The sequence below is a fragment of the Kitasatospora cheerisanensis KCTC 2395 genome (assembly GCF_000696185.1).
Taxonomy (GTDB): domain Bacteria; phylum Actinomycetota; class Actinomycetes; order Streptomycetales; family Streptomycetaceae; genus Kitasatospora; species Kitasatospora cheerisanensis.
Genome location: NZ_KK853997.1, coordinates 64,988 through 82,057, shown reverse-complemented (window position 1 = coordinate 82,057; position 17,070 = coordinate 64,988). Strand labels below are relative to the sequence as shown.

Below are 17,070 nucleotides of genomic sequence, written 5' to 3'. Positions count from 1 at the left end.
GACCACGCCGGTGTCGTCATGACCGAGTACGTGCCCGAGATCGGCCGCTGCCGGCCCGCCACCGCCGGCCATGCCGTGGCGGCGGGCGCGCGGACCGCGGAGCTCCTGGCCCGGGCGGCCGGGGTCGGGCACGCGTGACCGTGCCGGTAGGGTGCCCCCCTCCGGCGTCAGGTGCGAGGGGGTTGCGATGGACCGGCGGAAGTTGATCGTGGCGGGGCTGGCCGTGGTGCCCGTGTGGTGGGGGCTGCGTCAGGTGGCCAGCGGTGCGCCGACCGACCGGCACAGCGAGACCGGGCCGCTGGAGCAGGCGTTTCCGGTGCTGGGCACGCTCACCGACGCCGCGTGGGTGAGCAGCCGGGACAACGACCGGGGCACGCCCTCGCCGGAGCTCGCCCTCTCGGGCTTCGCCCGCCTCGCCGCCGGGAGGCTCGACGAGTTGACGGCGGCTCACGCCTTCGTCGCGGCGGAGACGGTCGAGGAGTTCACCGGCTGGTTCGAGAAGCCGCTCAAGGGCCGCGGCCCGAAGAACCCGCAGTGGATCCGGTCGGAGGAGCTCGACCGCGCGGGCAGCGGCGTCTCCGTCAAGCTGTGGTTCGACCGCGGCAGCGAGACGGTGCGCTTCCGCGCGCTCAACCCGTACGGCTGACGCACCGGGGCGGTTCGGCGACGCGGATTCGGCGACGCGGATTCGACGAGCGGGACGGGGGCGACGGCGGCCCGCACCGGGCAGTTCGACGTGCTGGGCGAGCTCGCCGGGGCGGGTTCCGGGGCCCGCCCGCACCCGGCCGCCGGGCTGACGGGGTGTCAGAGGCCTTCGAGGACACGGGTGAGGGCCGCACGGCCGGCCGGGCCCCAGGTGGGTTTGCCGCCGGGGAGGTTGCGGTCGCCGGCCTGGCCCATCAGGAGGAGGAAGAGGCTCTTCATGGCGGCGAGTCCGCGGGCCCGTCGCACTGACGCCTCGTCGGCCCGGGCGTAGCGGTCGAAGAAGCGGGAGGCGCCGCCGGCGGGGAGGAGGAGCCAGGCGGCGGCGAGGTCCCAGGCCGGGTCGCCGGCGAAGAGGGCGCCGAAGTCGACGATGCCGGTCAGGGTGCCGTCCGCGACGAGGACGTTGGCGGGGTGGAGGTCGCCGTGCACCCAGAGCGGCGGGCCGTCCCAGGCCGGGGCGGTGACCGCCTCGTGCCAGACCTTGCGGAGGTCCTCGGTGAGGTCGGCGGGGGCGGCGGAGCGGAGGAAGTGGTCGAAGCCGTCCTGGCAGTCCTTCGGGTGCGCGCCGAAGTCCGTGGCGGGCGGCGCGTCGGCGGGGGCCTCGGCGTGCAGGGCGCGGAGGAAGCCGGCCAGGGTCTCGGCCGCGTGCTCGCCGCGGGTGATCGCGGCGAGGTCGAGCGGTGTGCCGTCGACCCAGGTCATGACCGTCCAGATCTTGGGGAAGCGGGCGGAGGGCACGCCCTCGCGCACGGGCACCGGGATCGGCAGGGGCAGGCGCGGGGCGAGGGCCGGCAGCCAGCGGCGTTCCTTCAGTTGCAGCTCGGGGCCGGTGTCCATCCGCTGCATGCGGACCGCGAACTCGTCGCCGAGGCGCCACATCTGGTTGCCCCAGCCGCCGTCCACCTCGCGGACGGGCAGCCCGGCGAGGTCCGGGTGCTGCTCGCGGAGCAGGTCGCGGACCAGGTCCGCGCTGGTCTCGGTCTCGGAGTCGATCATGCGACGTCACGGTACTCGACACCGGCGGCGCCGGACCCGCCGTTCGGGAGATTCGCCCTCCGCGGCCGGAACTCCCGTGCCACCCGGTCGTGTTGGGGTGCGGACCCGGGGATACTGGTCGGCCATGGATGAGGTCGAAGTCGTCGTCGCCCACTCCGAGCGCGCGACCCTGCGCGTCGGCGACGTGTTCCTGAAGGTGGACGCCGATCAGGCGCGCATCGACGTCGAGATCGAGGCGATGGCGCTGGCGCCCGTCCCGACCCCGCGCGTGCTGTGGCGCAAGCCGCCCGTGCTCGCCCTCGCCGCCGTTCCCGGGAGGACGCTCGGACGCCTGGGCGGGCCGGTGACCGGCTCGCCGGCGCAGTGGGCCGCGGCGGGCGCCGCGATCCGCACGCTGCACGACGCCCCGCCACCGCCCCGGCAGGGCCGGGCGGGGCGGAGCATTGCCGCGCTGGAGGCCGAACTCGACGCCGAGTGCGAGCAGTTGGTGCACCACGGCATCCTGCCCGCCGAGCTGGTCGCCCGCAGCCGCCGGATCGCCGACGCCGCGCTCCGGCCGTGGACCCCGGCCTTCACCCACGGCGACCTGCAGATCGCCCACCTCTTCCTCGACGGCGAGACGGTCACCGGCATCATCGACTGGTCCGAGGCCGGCCGGGGCGACGCCCTCTACGACCTCGCCACCTTCGCCCTCGGCCACCAGGAACACCTGCCCGACCTGCTGGCCGGCTACGGCGCCGCCGTCGACCTCGACGTGATCCGCGCCTGGTGGTCGCTGCGCAGCCTGCTCGCCGTCCGCTGGCTGACCGACCACGGCTTCGACGCCTTCGCGCCCGGCTGCGAGGTCGACGTCCTGCGGTCCCTGGGCTGACGCGACGTCACCTCGGCGGCCGGGCGCAGAAGCTCTCGATCACCGATGGCTAGACTCCCCGGGTTCGATGCTGCCGGTGGACGGGAGGGCCACGCCATGGACGAGGACCCGTGGGCCGACTGGCCGGAACGGTGGGCCGGCACGGACCGCGACGTGCGGACAGTGGGGTCCGCCATGTCGCGCGAGGTCAAGGACGGGTTCCGGTACGAGGAACTCCCCTGGCAGCGGTTCCCGCACTTCTACGGCCCGGGCGAGGAGATCCCCGGGCTCCTCGCCGCGCTCGGATCCGCGGACGCCGAAGCCGCCGACCAGGCCCTGGAACGGCTCTGGACGAGCCTGCACCACCAGGGCGGCACGACCGCGGTGGGCGCACTCGCGGTGCCGTTCCTGCTCCGGAGAGCGGCGGGCGGGCACCCCGGCCTCCGGGCCCCGACGCTCCGGCTGGTCGCCGAGATCGGCCGCTGCCAGCACATGGGGGACGGATCGCGGGAAGGGCTGCTCCAGGTCGCCGAGGAGCCGATGACGGTCGAGGGCAGCACGATGTGCCCGGTGGACTGGACGATCCAGGCCGCCCGCCGGGCCGTCACCGAGGACCTGCACCTGCTGCTCCCGCTGCTCGCCGACCCGGACCCCGCAGTCCGCGCCACGACCGCCTACGTCCTGGCGGTGGCGGTCGGCGACACCTCCCACGTCTCCTCGGCGCTGCGGGCGGGGCTGGCCGCGGAGGACGACGCAGTGGTCCGGGTGAGCCTGGTCCTGGCGATCGCCCAACTCGCCCGCGAGCAGCGGGACGAGCGCGCCCCCGGATGGGCCCGGGAGCTCTGGTCGGACCGCGGCCGACCGCCCGAGATCCGCATCGGGGCCGGCCTGGCCTGGCTCTGCCTGGTCACCGATCCCGCCCCGGACGAGCTCCGGGCCTTCCTCACCGACCCCGGCATCCGCGCGTACCACACCCTGCTCCAGCCGGTGCCGTGGCTCGCCTGGGTCGACTTCAGGAATGCCGGGCTGCGCCGCTGCCTCGACACGATGCTCCTGCTGGACGCCCCCGGACCGGCCGCTGACGACCCGTGGGGCGGACGGTCGGCCTGACGTTCACTCACTCGGCGTGCGGGGCGGGCCCGGTGGGGCGGCGGACGGTGCGCGGGCCCAGGGGAGTGGCGCCGAGGGCGGTGACGCGGGCGCGGAGTTCGCGGTCGGCGGTGACCACCAGGCGGCGGCGGGACGGTCCGGCGGCGGCGACGAGTTCGACGATGCGGTCGTCGCCGCTGCCGGCGGCGGACTCCACCTGCACGCCCGGCACCTGGGTGACCCCGCGGGCCGCGCCCTCCACCACCAGAACGACCGTCAACGGGCCCGGAACGTCCGGGAGTCCGGTGCGGGCCACGTCCACCAGGGAATCGCGCAGCCGTTCCGCCGCGCCGCGCCGGTCGCGCCACCAGCCGTCGGGGACCGAGCCGACGACGTTCGCGCCGTCCACGATCAGCAGGGGCGGCAGCTCGGCCGGGTCCGCGGAGTCGTCCTTCATGACCGTCAAGACTGCCATGCCGCAGCCGAAGTGCCGCCCGGGCACCGGCGGATGTGAAGGTAGTGCAGGGAAGGAAAAGGCGGCGTAAAGGCGGTGCGTGGGGCATGGTACGGACCAGTGGCTACCGAACGGTATTGTCCTCTCTGGCAAACTCGCACGAGCATTCGTTTTTTCGATCGGACCCCCCCTCTCATGAATCACGGCACCATGGCCCACCTCGACGGCTTCCAGTACGGGTGGGTGAACCCGGTCGCCGCCTATGTCATCGCGTGCGTGGGAGCTGCCATCGGACTGCGGTGCACGGCCCGGGCCATGACGCTCCCGCCGCGCAAGCGGGCCGGCTGGCTGGTGCTGGCGGCCGGCGCGTTCGGCTGCGGAATCTGGTCGATGCACTTCATCGCGATGCTCGGCTTCATGGTGGACGCCTCCACCCTGGTCTACGACATCCCGCTGACGCTGCTGAGCCTGCTGGTCGCGGTCGTCGTGGTCGGCCTCGGCATCGGCTACGTCGGCTACCGGGGCCGCGGCACCGGCGCCCTGCTGGTCAGCGGCGTGCTGACCGGCTGCGGCGTCGCGGTGATGCACTACATCGGCATGGCCGCCATGCAGGTCGAGGGCAAGGTCTCCTACGACACCCTGCTGGTGGTCGCCTCGGTCGCGATCGCGATCGCCGCCGCCACGGCCGCGCTCTGGATGACCCTGAACGTCAAGGGCCTCGGCGCCGCGCTCGGCGCCGCGCTGATCGCCGGCGTCGCGGTGGTCGCCATGCACTACACGGCGATGGCCGCCGTCACCGTCACTTTGGACGGCCGGGTCGGCGGCACCGGCGTCCCCGCCTCGCAGTTCGCGCTGCCGGTGGCCGTCGGCATCGTCGTCGTGCTGGCCGTCGCCGGCCTGGCCATCGCGTTCTCCCCGCAGGACCCGGAGCCCGGCGAGGGCCCGGCCCTGGAGCCGATCCGGGTCGACCTGTTCGGCCAGGAACGCCGCTGACCCGCCGTCAGGACCACCGCCCCGACCGCCTGCACGGCGGCCGGGGCGGTGGTCCTTCCGCTGCCGGGCTCAGTTCGAGCCGGCCGACGGGGCCGGGACTTCCGCCGCCCCGGCGGCCGCCGCGGCGGGGACGGGCCCCGGTCCCGGCGCGGCCAGCCGGGCGGCGCTGAAGTGCCGCTGCGCGTACGCCGCGACGGTGGTCGCCAGGCCCAGGCCCAGCCAGCCCAGCGGACCGGTCGACAGCACCGCGCCGGTCAGCAGCAGCGGGCCCGCCGCCTTCTCGGTGGACTGGGCCATACCGGCCACCCCCAGGTACTCGGGGCGGGCCCGCTCCGGGGCCAGCGCCACCGACAACTCCCAGGACACCACCGAGCGCAGCAGCTCGGCGAAGGTCACCAGCACCGAGGACGCCAGCAGCAGCACCGAGGCGAGCACCGGCCCCGGCCCGTGCGCGGCGGCCGCCGCCGCGCAGCAGCCCAGCACCGCGAAGCCGTACAGCGGTGCGGCGCCCACCGCCTGACGGGCCGTCCGGACCCGGGCGGAGACGCGCAGCTGGGCGGCCACCACCAGCACCGTGTTGATCGCCAGGAAGGCCGGGACCAGCGCGTGCGGCGCGCTGGTGGCGTGGATCAGCCACAGCGGCAGGCCCACGTTGAGGATCGCGTCGTCGATGGTCAGCGCGCAGTCCAGTGCCACGAAGCGCAGGTAGCCGCCGTCCCGCCACGGGCTCGGCCGGGGCCCCTCGCCCGCCTCCGGCGCCGACCGGTCGGACCCGGCCACCACCCGGCCCTCCCGCTGCCGCTCCCGGATGCCCGCCACCAGCGCGGCCGAGAGCAGGAACGAGGCGACGTCCGCGAGCAGCAGCGCCCGGAACGCGGCGGGGGTGCCCACCGCGAGGCCGAGCGCGGCCAGGCCCGCGCCCGCCGCGTAGCCGGCGTTCATCGCCGTCCGGGACAGCGCCCGGTACACCGAGCGGCGGTCGCCCGCCACGTCGGTGGCGAACAGCATCTCCATCGCGCGGGCCGCCCGGTCGCCCAGCGCGGTGACCGTGACCAGGCCGAGCAGCGCGGCGAAGGAGGAGCAGAACAGCACCGCGGCGAGCGCGACCGTCCGCACCAGGTGACAGCCGATCAGCACCGGCCGGCTGCCGAAGGAGGCGGCCAGCCGCCCGGCGAGCGGAGAGCCGGCGATGCCGGCCACCGAGGCGATGCCCAGCAGCAGGCCGACCTGACCGGCCGTCAGGCGCTCCACCTCGGTGAAGTACAGCACGCAGGCGGCCGCCCACACCCCGGACCCGGTCCGGTCGGTGAACACCACCAGCAGCATGGTCCGCCCGGCCGCCCCGCCCGGCGGCCGGCGCAGTTGGGCCAGCAGCCCGGGCCCACCGCCGTCGCCCGTCCCGTTCCGCCCCGCCATCCTCGCCACCCCGTTCCCACCGCCCTGCGCCGAGGCAGCGCGGTGTCCAGCCGTCGTTCATCCGTACCGGGAGCACTCTGCCGGAGAAGTCTCTCGATATCAAGATGCTTGATGTCGAGATGGTGGACGCAGGCCGGGCCGGCTCCTCCGGCATCCGGGTGAAAGGCCGTCAGGCGGGCTGACCTGCTGGTGTGTTGGCGCTCGGCCAGGATGGTTCGGGTTCTAACCTCCGGGAGGAGGTAGTCACATGATCAGAGCGTCACATTCAGGTAGGTCGGCGGGGCGCCCGCGGCGGCGGTGGGCCGATCCGGTCCGCTGGCTGGCCGCGGCCGCGGTGGCGGGCCCCTCGCTGTGGGCGGCGTCCCCCGCCGCCGCGGCCACGCTGGACGTCCGCACCGTGTGCACGGCCTCGACCACCTCCGGCACGACGATCACGCTGACCGGGGACTGCACCACCTCGGACAACCTGACCGTCCCCGACGGGTTCACGCTGGACGGCGCCGGCCACACCCTCACCGCGACCGACCGCTCCCCGGCCGACCCGCTGCTTGGCGCGGTGCTGGCCAACGCCCCCGGCGCCGCCACGATGACCGTCCAGAACCTCACCGTGAAGGGCGACTACCTGCCCCGGGCCGCCAACGACGCCACCACCAACGCGGCCTTCTTCGGGATCAGGTTCCTCTCCGCGTCCGGGTCGGTGTCGAACGTGACGGTCACCGGCATCACCCGGCACCAGACCTACAACTTCGGCCAGGGCATCATGGTGGACGCCACCAGCGGCCCTCCGCAGACCGTCACCGTCACCGACGTCCACGTCTCGGACTTCCAGAAGAACGGGCTGACCGCCAACGGCGCCGCGACCATGAACGTCACCGGCTCCATGCTCGGCCCGCCGGACACCGCCATCCCGCTGCCCCCGCCGCCGGTCACCGGCAACATCGCGCAGAACTCCGTGCAGTACTTCAACTCCGGCGGCACCTTCGCCCACAACACCGTGGTCACCCACACCGCCGACAACCCGGTGAGCGCCTCCACCGGCATGCTGCTGTTCACCGCCAACGGCGTGACGGTCGATCACAACACCATCACCGGCCCGAACGGGGCCGACATCGGGATCAACGTCACCGGCGGCAGCAACATCACCCTCTCCTACAACGACCTCTCCCGGTCGCCGATCGCACCGCCGCTGCGCGACTTCTGGGGCTACGGCGCGGCCGGCTACTCCGGGGCCGCCGCGACCACCACGCTGATCTGCAACACCTTCTCCGGCTGGAACCAGAACCTGTTCGGCGGGCTGACCCAGCCGCCGTGCATCATCACCCCGCGCCTGCACGACGGGACGGTCGGCGTCGCCTACGCGGACGTCATCGAGGCCACCACCGAGAACCCGGACCCGCAGCTCAGCTGGAGCCTGGCCGGCGGCGGCCTCCCGCCCGGCCTGACGCTGAACCAGGACGGGACGGTCACCGGCACGCCCACCGCCGCGGGCAGCTACACCTTCACCGCCCGGGTCGCCGACCCCGTCGACGGCGCCTCGACGCGCGAGTACACCATCGTCGTCGGCGAGGCCGCCCCCGGGCTGTCGATCGCCAAGACGGCCGCCGCCACCACCGCCGGAGGGCAGCCGATCGCCGAACTCACCGCCGCCGGCGACCTGGTGACGTACACCCTCGACGTGCGGAACACCGGCAACGTGCCACTGACCGCGCTCGCGATCGACGACACCGGATTCTCCGGCAGCGGCCCGCTCGGCCCGCTCGCCTGCGCGCCCACCGCGCCGGGCGGCACCCTCGCCGCGGGAGCGTCCACCCGCTGCACCGCGGGCTACACCGTGACCGAGGCCGACCTCGCCGCCGGCGGGTCGCTGCGCAACACCGTCACCGCCTCCGGCGTGCTGCCCGGCGGGACGACGCTCACCTCCCTGCCCGCCGCCGCCGAACTGCCGGTCGCCGCGCCCACCGCCGGCCCCACGCACAGCCCCCGGCCCACCCGGCCGCCCGGGCACGGCGGCCCCGAGGGCCCGTCGGTGGACACCGGCGGCTCGCTGGCCGGCCCCGCCGCCACGCCCCTGGACTGGCCGATCGCCGGCGCGGCGACCCTGCTGGTCGCGGCGACCGGACTGGCCGCCGTCGCCCTGCGGCACCGGCGGCGCTCCTGAAGCAGCGGTCCGGGAACCCCGCGCCCGGCGCCGGCCGGCGGCGCCCGGCCGGTCGGCGCTGCCGCTGGCCGCGGCCCTGCTGGCCGGCGCCGGGCTGCTCGGCCGGTACGCGCTCGGCGCGTCCGGGCCTTCGCCGGCCCCGGGGCCGGTGGCGGGCACCGACCTGAACGGCCGGCCGGTCCGGCTCGACCCGGGCGCCGGGCTGTCGCCGCAGCAGAAGCGGGCGCAGGACGCCGAGCCGGACGGGGAAGGCCGGTTCGTCGTCCCCTCGGTCGGGCTCGACGTGCCGCTGGGGTCGATGAACGAGGTCGGCGGGTCGGTGGTGCCGCCCGGGTTCACCTCCGCCTACCGGATCGCCAACCTCGGCACCCCGACCGCGCCCGGCACCGGCACCGTGTACGTGGCGATGCACTCGCTGCGGTGGGGCGCGGTCGGCCCCGGCAACTACCTGTTCGCGCTGGACACCGGCACCTCCAGGGTCGCGCCCGGCGCGGCCGTCCTGGTCGGCGGCGACCGGTACGTGGTCGACGGGGCCGCCACCGTCCCGAAGGCCGAACTGCCGGACGCGGCCGAGATCTGGGCCGACGTCCCCGGCCGGCTGGTGGTGGTCACCTGCCTGGAGAAACCCGACAACAGCCCGGCGGTCGACAACTTCGTCCTCACCGCGCACCTCGAACTGCCGGGCGACGGACCGGAGTGACGCGCCGGCACGGGCGGACGTGCCGTCAGCTTCCGTTCCCCCGAGGCAAATTGAGATGTGAGCGGACTATATGATCGGCCCCGTTCGATCGTGACGGACCGTGCCGGGGAGTCGCACGCGCCTCCCCACCAGGGGGAATTCTCGTGCCGCAGCTCCACACACCACCGCGCTGGCCACTGCTCGCGCTCCGCATCACCGCCGCGCTCGTCGCGCTGCTCGCCCTGGTCCTGCCGATCCTGGCCGGCGGCTTCCTGCAGGGCTACTACCCGCTGCTCGACGCCCACATGCAGGCCGGGCTCACCATCGCCGTGGTCGCCCTGCTGGCCACCGCCGCCGGCCTGACGGCCTGGAAGGTCTCCGGCGCGCCCAACCGGCACGCCGTCCGGTACGGCGTGCTGTCGGCGCTGTGCATCATCCAACTGACCCTCGGCTTCCAGCGCGTCCTGCTGCTGCACGTGCCGCTCGGCGTCGGCATCTTCGTGATGGCGGAGAAGTTCGCCGTCGACGCCTTCGCCCTCAAACCGGCCGGGCCCACGGCGGAGCCGGACCCGACGGAGCCGCCGGCGGCCGACCCGGACCCGACGGAGCCGCCCGCAGCGGAGCCGAAGGCGGCGGAGGCGGACGCGGCGGTCGCCGAATGAGCGCCCGGCCGACCCGGCGTCGGTTCCTCGGGCTGGGCGGCGCCGCCGCGCTCGGCCTGGGCGGGGCGTTCGCCGCCTCGCCGCTGATCGGAAGGCTGCTGCCGCCCGGCGAACCCGGCAAGCTGCTGCGCAGCAGTCTGCCGCTGCCCGCCCGCCACCAGGCCGAACTGCCGATCCCGGCGGTCCTGAAGCCCGTCCGCAGCGACGCCGGGGCCGACTACTACGAGATCACCGCCCGGCGCGCCACCGCCCGGCTGCTGCCCGGCCACGACACCGAGGTCTGGGGCTACCAGGGCACCTTCCCCGGCCCCACGGTCGAATCCCGCAGCGGCCGACGGACCGTCATCACCCACCGCAGCGAACTGCCCCGGCCCACCGCCGTGCACCTGCACGGCGGCCACACCCCGCAGGACAGCGACGGCTACCCGCTCGACCTGGTCGGCACCGCCGGCCACGACATGCACGCCATGCACGGCGGCATGGAAGGCATGGCGGGCATGGACGCCGCCAGCATCCTGCCGCAGCGCGAGTACCGCTACCCGATGAAGCAGCGCGCCGCGACCCTCTGGTACCACGACCACACCATGGGCTTCACCGGCCCGCAGGTCTACCGCGGCCTGGCCGGCTTCCACCTGGTCCGCGACGAGGAGGAGGCCGCCCTCGGACTCCCGCACGGCGCCCGCGAACTGCCGCTGATGATCGCCGACCGCTCGTTCGCCGCCGACGGCTCCTTCGCCTACCCGGAACTCGACGGCGGCCGGCCCGGCGTCCAGGAGCCGTACATGAACGGCGTGCTCGGCGACGTCATGCTGGTCAACGGCGCACCCTGGCCGGTCGCCCGGGTCGACCGGGCCTGGTACCGGCTGCGCCTGCTGAACGCCGCCAACGCCCGCCGGCTGCGGCTCGCCCTCGACCCGCAGCCGTCCGGCGGCGGCGCGCTCGTCCAGATCGGCTCCGACGGCGGGCTGCTGGAACGCCCGCTCCGCCACGACAGCATCGACCTGGCCCCCGCCGAACGCTTCGACGTGCTGGTCGACTTCTCCCGCTACCCGGCCGGCACCCGGGTCCGGCTGGTCAACCGGCTCGGCAGCGGCCCGACCGCCGAGGTGATGTGCTTCGACGTCGGCGGGGACGGGGCCGCGGACGAATTCCGGCTGCCCGAACGGCTGTCCGCCGTCGAGCGGCTCGACCCCGCCAAGGCCGTCGCCACCCGCACCTTCGTCTTCCAGAAGGACGACCGCCACTGGACCATCAACGGCGAGGGCTACCGCCCCGGCCGGGCGCTCGCCGCGCCCAGGCTCGGCCAGGTGGAGATCTGGCGGTTCGTCACCGACTTCCACCACCCCGTCCACCTGCACCTCGACCCGTTCCAGGTGATCGGCCGCAACAACGGCGACCCCGGCCGGTACGACACCGGCTGGAAGGACACCGTCGACGTGCTCCCCGCCCAGGGCGTCGAGGTCGCCGTCCGGTTCAACGACTACGCCGGACGCTTCCTGATGCACTGTCACAACCTCGAACACGAGGACATGGCGATGATGGCCGAGTTCACCACCGAGTAGCCGCGCCGGCGCCCCGGGCCGACAGGCCCGGGGCGCCGACCGCCGGAGCGCTCACTCCGGCAGCAGGTTGTACTCCTTCAGCAACTCGCCGATCTCCGAGGTCTCCAGCCGGGCGTTCAGCCGCTTGCGCAGCGCGTGCGGGCCGGGCAGGTCCACCGGCTTGCCGTCCCGCAGGCGGCTCGTCGCGTTCAGCAGCGCCCGCACGTCGTACGTCGAGGCGAACACCTCCGGCACGCCGCGCTCCACGCCGAGCAGCCGGTACACGGCCTCCATGGCGGTGCGCACCGAGTACTCGGTGGTGAAGATGCAGTCGCGGTCGCCGGCCTCCGCGAACTGGCCGATGAAGGCGAAGTTCACCGCGCCCGGCGGCACCACGTCCGGCCGGTCACCGGCCTTGCGCGGCATGAAGAACGAGGTCACGTACGGCATCATCACCGGCACGCACTTCGCCGACTCCGCCGCCAGCCGGTCGATCAACTCGACCGGCACGCCCAGGTGGTACAGCCACTCCCGGGTGATCTCCTCGCCGGTGCACTCCTGCATCGGCTTCTTCACGTAGTCGCCCGGCACGTCCACGAACAGCGAGTACAGCCAGACCACGATCTGGTCCTTCGGCTGCTGCTTGAAGTGCGGCTGCCGGTTGACCGTCCAGCTCAGCAGCCAGGACGAGTCCCGGACGGTGACGATGCCGCCGGTCACCACCCGGCCCGAGAACGGGTCGCGCTTGCACACCTTCTGGATGTACTCCGGGATGCGGTGGTCCAGCGTGGTCACCGTCGCCGACTCCCACTTGGTCTGCGGGATGTGCGAACCGAACACGTCCGGGCGGCCGAAGTCCGGGTGCTTCGCCGCGATCCGCCGCCACAGGTCCCAGGCCGGCGCCGGACCCTCCTTCAGCTTCGCCGGAGTGCGCTGGTCGCCGTTGTCCGAGTTCTCCGTCAGCGAGCCGATCGTGGTGAACAGCAGATCGTCCGCGGTCAGTTCGACCCCGCCCGGCTCGCCGTCGCGCACCCAGTGCAGCGCCGTCGCCTGCTTGCGGCCGTCCGCGAAGGAGAAGTCGACGTCGGTGACCTCGGTGCCGTACTGGAACACCACGCCCTGCTCCAGCAGCCACTTCACCAGCGGCAGCACCAGCGACTCGTACTGGTTGTACTTGGTGAACTTCAGCGCCGAGAAGTCCGGCAGCCCGCCGATGTGGTGGACGAAACGGTGCAGGTAGAGCTTCATCTCCAGCGCCGAGTGCCACTGCTCGAAGGCGAACATGGTGCGCCAGTACAGCCAGAAGTTCGACGCCAGGAACTCCTCGCCGAACACCTCGTCGATCCGCTTGTCCTCCATCTCCTCGCGGGTCGCGAGGAACACCTTCACCAGGTCGCGCTGCGCCCGGTCGCCCAGCGCGAACAGGCCGTTGGTGCCCGCGTCCCGGCCCTGCTGGTGGGTGACGCGCTGGAGCGAGAAGTTCGGGTCGTCCTTGTTCAGCCAGTAGAACTCGTCGAGGACGCTCGCCCCCTCGACCTCCAGCGACGGGACCGAGCGGAACAGGTCCCACAGGCACTCGAAGTGGTTCTCCATCTCCCGGCCGCCGCGCACCACGAACCCGCGCTCCGGCTCCTTGATGCCGTCCAGCGCACCGCCCGGCAGCGTCTGCTGCTCCAGGATCGTGATCCGCTCGCCCGCCAACTGCCCGTCCCGGACCAGGAACGCCGCGCCCGCCAACGACGCCAGCCCCGAGCCAACGAACCACGCCCGCTTCCCGTCCACTCCCGCAGGCTTGCGGGGCCGGGCGAACGCCTCGTAATTGCCGCTGCTGTAGTACACCGCGCGCACTCCTCATCCGTTCTCCGGACCGACCAAGATCGCCGGCCTCGGTCTCCACCCAACCCGTCCTTATGTCCAGCCGCACGGCGACCCGCCCGGAATGCGCCGTTCGGGTGACTCTGCGCCGTACCGGCGCCGCAGCCGGTCGCGCACCGGGCACCGGCAGCCGCCCGCCCGCGCACCCCGCCCACCCGGCCGCCCACCTGCGGCGCTGCTGACGTGACATCAACCTGACGGGCGGTCAACAGTCGCTGCGCGGAAGGGTGGTGTGAGGGCCGAACGGGGCGGATATCCTCCAGGGAGAACGGCCCGGCGGGGCCGACCACCGAGGGGGAATCCGAACCGAAATGTCCTACCTGCGCACCTTCCTGCCCTGGATCGTCTTCGCGGTGATCCCGTCCGCCCAGTGGCAGTGGGCCGCCCTGGCCGGCCTGGTCGTCGCCGCGGCCGTCATCCTCCAGCAGCGCTCGGCCGGCGCCGCCCACGACGCGCTGATCATCGAGATCGGCTCCGCGCTGTACTTCGCGGTCCTCGCCGCGATCGCCTTCTCCGACCCGCACTCCGGCATCCGCGACTACTCGGCGACGCTCTCCTCGGCCTGCCTCGCCGTCATCGCCGGCACCTCCCTGCTGATCGGCAAGCCCTTCACGCTGGGCATCGCCAAGCGCAGCACCCCGCCCGAGATCTGGCCGCTCAAGCCGTTCATCCGGGTCAACGTGGTGATCACCTCCGTCTGGACCGCCGCGTTCGCGCTGACCGCGGTCGTGCTGGCCGCCCTCGCGCACGGCGGCCACGGCCACTCGCTCGCCTCCCTGCTGGTGCAGATCGCCGGCTTCGTCGTCCCGATGGTCTTCACCGTCCGCTACGTCGCCCTCGTCCAGTCCCGCGCACCGCGGGCCTGACGGCCCGTCACCCCGCACCGCCCGAGCCGCCCGGCCCGCGCCGGGCGGCTCGCGCGTCCGCGCTACGCGTCCGGGTGGACGCTCAGGCCCTGCGGGCCGCGCACCTCGATGCGCAGCCCGAACTCGTCGCGCAGGAGGGCGGCCTGGTCCGGCGCGGCCAGCAGGTAGTAGTCGTCCGCGCAGGCGTCCGCACCCGGGAGGCGGTGGAAGACCCGGGGGTCCGCGCCGCCGACCATCCGCACCGCGTCGGCGAGGATGTCCTGGTACGCGCCCTCCGCGAAGTCGACGTCCGCGCCGTGCACCCGGAGGGCCAGCCGCTGGAAGGTGTTCATCCCCGTGTCGTTCTCCATGCGCCGCATCCTGACACCCCCTCAGGACAGTCGGCCGGAGCGGGCGGCGGCTGTGGCGGGGCGGGGGACGGCCGGGCCCGGGCTTTTCGCCGCGCCGAATTCCAAGACTGCGCAAAGGAATTCCCGCGAATTCCGCCCGAACTTCCATGAACAGCGATGCCAAGTTGAAAACTGTTGACGCCGCCGGATTTTGTCATCCCGCCGCACCAAGTCCCCGGCCTGCACGGACGGGAGTTTCTGAGTTTTCTCTGAACGTTCTCCATTGACTGCCCGTCAGCGGCTCTGCTTTGCTTCTGGCCGCGGACAGCCAGGAATGCGATAACCCCGCAATTGCGGCCGCGGCATTCGCCGCCGGCCGCCCCCGCCGTCCGCTTTTTCCCCGCCCAGGTATCTCGGCCGCACCGTGCCCACCGTGGCCCGGACGGCCGGAGGAGAGAGGCCCCCACCCATGGGAACGACCCCCACCGCCGTGCGCGCACGGCTGACGGCGCTCACCGGCGCCGCGGCCCTCGCGCTCGCCGCCGCCGGAATAGCCGCCACCGCGGCCCCGCCCAGGCCGCCGACCCCCACCCCGCCGTCTCCGGCCAGGCCCACCACGGCACGCCCGGACCGTCCGGAATCTCCAACGAGTTCAACCCGTTCAGCCCGGCGCTGACGCAGAGCAGCGTCCCGGGCATGAAGCAGTACGCCAAGCAGAAGCAGGACCTGATCGCCCATCAGCTGCAGGCCGCCGCCACCGGCCAGCAGACCCTGTCCTACGGCGGCGGCGTCGACGGCATCGGCGTGCAGAGCGGCCACTCCAAGGTGTACCTGGTGTTCTACGGCACCCAGTGGGGCACCCAGGGCACCGACGCCAACGGCAACCTGACCTTCTCCGGCGACTCGGCCGGCGCCGCGCAGGCCGCGCAGAACATGTTCAAGGGCATCGGCACCAACGGCGAGACCTGGTCCGCCGACCTGACCCAGTGGTGCGACGGCCCCAACGTCGCCGCCGGCGCGGTCAGCTGCCCCGCCAACGCGAACTTCGTCCCCTACCAGAGCGGCGGCGTGCTCTCCGGCGTCTGGTACGACAACGCGGCGGCCTCCCCGTCCTCCGCCACCGGCCACCAGCTCGGCGTGGAAGCCGTCAACGCCGCCGCCCACTTCGGCAACACCACGGCCGCCGCCAACCGCGACGCCTACTACGTGATCCTGTCGCCGCACGGCACCAACCCCGACAACTACCAGAGCCCGACCCAGGGCTACTGCGCCTGGCACGACTGGAACGGCGACACCACGCTCACCGGCGGCGCGGTCAACTCCTCCTACGGCGACATCGCGTTCTCCAACCAGCCCTACAACATCGACATGGGCTCCTCCTGCGGCGTCGGCTTCGTCAACTCGCCCGGCACGCTGGACGGCTGGACGATGACCCTGGGCCACGAGTGGCACGAGATGATGTCCGACCAGAACCCGGCCGGCGGCTGGACCAACCACGTCTCCGGCTCCTCGTACAACGGCCAGGAGAACTCCGACGAGTGCGCCTGGCTCCAGCCCGGCACCGCCGGCGGCGCCGCCAACGTCAGCTTCGGCTCCTACGGCACCTTCGCCGAGCAGGCCAGCTGGTCCAACGACACCAACTCCTGCGCCATCACCCACGCCATCCTCACCCACGGCGGCGCCAACACCGTCACCGTGACCAACCCCGGCAGCCAGAGCGGCACCGTCGGCACCGCCGCCAGCCTGCAGATCAAGGCCAGCGACTCCGCCACCGGCCAGACCCTGAGCTACGCGGCCACCGGCCTGCCGGCCGGACTGGCCATCAACTCCTCGACCGGCCTGATCTCCGGCACCCCGACCACCGCGGGCACCTCCTCGGTCACCGTCACCGCCACCGACAGCACCGGCTCCGGCGGCTCCGCCACCTTCGGCTGGACCGAGGCCGGCACCGGCGGCGGTACCTGCACCCCGGCCCAACTGCTCGGCAACGCCGGGTTCGAGACCGGCACCGCCGCGCCCTGGACCACCAGCTCCGGCGTCGTCGACAACTCCGCCTCCGAGGCCGCCCACAGCGGATCCTGGAAGGCCTGGATGGACGGCTACGGCTCCGCCCACACCGACACCGTCTCCCAGACCGTGACGATCCCGGCCGGCTGCAAGGCGAGCTTCAGCTTCTGGCTGCACGTCGACACCGCCGAGACCGGCACCACCGCCTACGACAAGCTCACCGTCCAGGCCAACTCCAGCACGCTGGCGACCTACTCCAACGTGAACGCCGCCACCGGCTACGTGCAGAAGACCTTCGACCTGTCCGCCTACGCCGGACAGAGCGTCACCCTGAAGTTCACCGGCACCGAGGACTCCTCGCTGCAGACCAGCTTCGTGGTCGACGACACCGCGCTCAACGTCTCCTGACCCCGGCTCGGCAGGGGTGCCGGGAGGGCCGTACGCCGGCCC

At 73.5% G+C, this 17,070-nt stretch carries 15 protein-coding genes; 10 read left to right on the top strand and 5 right to left on the bottom strand.

Annotated features, from left to right (window positions below; translation table 11 throughout):
• The first annotated feature begins 187 nt into the window (after window positions 1-187).
• Window positions 188-646 (top strand): hypothetical protein, encoded by a 459-nt coding sequence (locus KCH_RS00435; protein ID WP_244305050.1) that lies wholly within the window; start codon window positions 188-190, stop codon window positions 644-646.
• 158 nt (window positions 647-804) lie between these two features.
• On the opposite strand, the gene KCH_RS00430 is transcribed toward KCH_RS00435, so the two are convergent.
• Entirely contained in the window at window positions 805-1,701 is an 897-nt protein-coding gene (locus KCH_RS00430; protein ID WP_035858001.1) for a phosphotransferase, read from the bottom strand.
• 124 nt (window positions 1,702-1,825) lie between these two features.
• Here KCH_RS00430 and KCH_RS00425 point away from each other — a divergent pair, with 124 nt between their 5' ends.
• Window positions 1,826-2,572: a phosphotransferase family protein gene (locus KCH_RS00425; protein ID WP_035857998.1), complete on the top strand. Its 747-nt coding sequence runs from the start codon at window positions 1,826-1,828 to the stop codon at window positions 2,570-2,572.
• Between the two features lie 96 nt (window positions 2,573-2,668).
• Window positions 2,669-3,661, top strand: a complete 993-nt coding sequence (locus KCH_RS43670) for a hypothetical protein (RefSeq protein WP_244305048.1) — start codon at window positions 2,669-2,671, stop codon at window positions 3,659-3,661.
• Window positions 3,662-3,668: 7 nt separating this feature from the next.
• Here KCH_RS43670 and KCH_RS00410 read toward each other — a convergent pair whose 3' ends face one another.
• Complete coding sequence (locus KCH_RS00410) at window positions 3,669-4,115, bottom strand: PIN domain-containing protein (RefSeq protein WP_244305046.1); 447 nt, start codon at window positions 4,113-4,115, stop codon at window positions 3,669-3,671.
• Between the two features lie 174 nt (window positions 4,116-4,289).
• Here KCH_RS00410 and KCH_RS00405 point away from each other — a divergent pair, with 174 nt between their 5' ends.
• A complete protein-coding gene (locus KCH_RS00405; protein ID WP_035857992.1) occupies window positions 4,290-5,087 on the top strand; it encodes an MHYT domain-containing protein in 798 nt (265 codons plus the stop codon).
• 69 nt (window positions 5,088-5,156) lie between these two features.
• Here KCH_RS00405 and KCH_RS00400 read toward each other — a convergent pair whose 3' ends face one another.
• Entirely contained in the window at window positions 5,157-6,503 is a 1,347-nt protein-coding gene (locus KCH_RS00400; protein ID WP_244305044.1) for an MFS transporter, read from the bottom strand.
• A gap of 334 nt (window positions 6,504-6,837) precedes the next feature.
• On the opposite strand from KCH_RS00400, the gene KCH_RS00395 reads away from it, so the two are divergent.
• The 4 genes from KCH_RS00395 to KCH_RS00380 all read left to right on the top strand — a co-directional run bounded on the left by KCH_RS00395 (window position 6,838) and on the right by KCH_RS00380 (window position 11,564).
• Entirely contained in the window at window positions 6,838-8,661 is a 1,824-nt protein-coding gene (locus KCH_RS00395; RefSeq protein ID WP_035857989.1) for a DUF7507 domain-containing protein, read from the top strand.
• 148 nt (window positions 8,662-8,809) lie between these two features.
• Complete coding sequence (locus tag KCH_RS00390) at window positions 8,810-9,361, top strand: class F sortase (protein ID WP_051652577.1); 552 nt, start codon at window positions 8,810-8,812, stop codon at window positions 9,359-9,361.
• Window positions 9,362-9,504: 143 nt separating this feature from the next.
• Window positions 9,505-10,002, top strand: coding sequence for a hypothetical protein (locus tag KCH_RS00385; RefSeq protein WP_035857987.1), 498 nt, complete (start codon window positions 9,505-9,507; stop codon window positions 10,000-10,002).
• Window positions 9,999-11,564 (top strand): multicopper oxidase family protein, encoded by a 1,566-nt coding sequence (locus KCH_RS00380; RefSeq protein WP_051652576.1) that lies wholly within the window; start codon window positions 9,999-10,001, stop codon window positions 11,562-11,564. Before KCH_RS00385 ends, KCH_RS00380 begins: the two co-directional genes overlap by 4 nt.
• A gap of 51 nt (window positions 11,565-11,615) precedes the next feature.
• Here the strand turns inward: KCH_RS00380 and KCH_RS00375 are convergent, their stop codons facing one another.
• The gene (locus KCH_RS00375; protein ID WP_035870334.1) at window positions 11,616-13,382 is read right to left on the bottom strand and encodes an oleate hydratase; all 1,767 of its coding nucleotides are present in this window, start codon (window positions 13,380-13,382) and stop codon (window positions 11,616-11,618) included.
• A 347-nt stretch (window positions 13,383-13,729) separates the two neighbouring features.
• On the opposite strand from KCH_RS00375, the gene KCH_RS00370 reads away from it, so the two are divergent.
• Window positions 13,730-14,284 carry a hypothetical protein gene (locus KCH_RS00370; protein WP_035857985.1) on the top strand — a complete coding sequence of 185 codons (555 nt, stop codon included), beginning with the start codon at window positions 13,730-13,732 and terminating at the stop codon, window positions 14,282-14,284.
• A gap of 62 nt (window positions 14,285-14,346) precedes the next feature.
• Here the strand turns inward: KCH_RS00370 and KCH_RS00365 are convergent, their stop codons facing one another.
• The gene (locus tag KCH_RS00365) at window positions 14,347-14,634 is read right to left on the bottom strand and encodes a hypothetical protein (protein WP_035857983.1); all 288 of its coding nucleotides are present in this window, start codon (window positions 14,632-14,634) and stop codon (window positions 14,347-14,349) included.
• Between the two features lie 675 nt (window positions 14,635-15,309).
• On the opposite strand from KCH_RS00365, the gene KCH_RS38905 reads away from it, so the two are divergent.
• Window positions 15,310-17,028, top strand: a complete 1,719-nt coding sequence (locus KCH_RS38905) for a putative Ig domain-containing protein (protein WP_084223059.1) — start codon at window positions 15,310-15,312, stop codon at window positions 17,026-17,028.
• The last annotated feature ends 42 nt before the right edge of the window (window positions 17,029-17,070 follow it).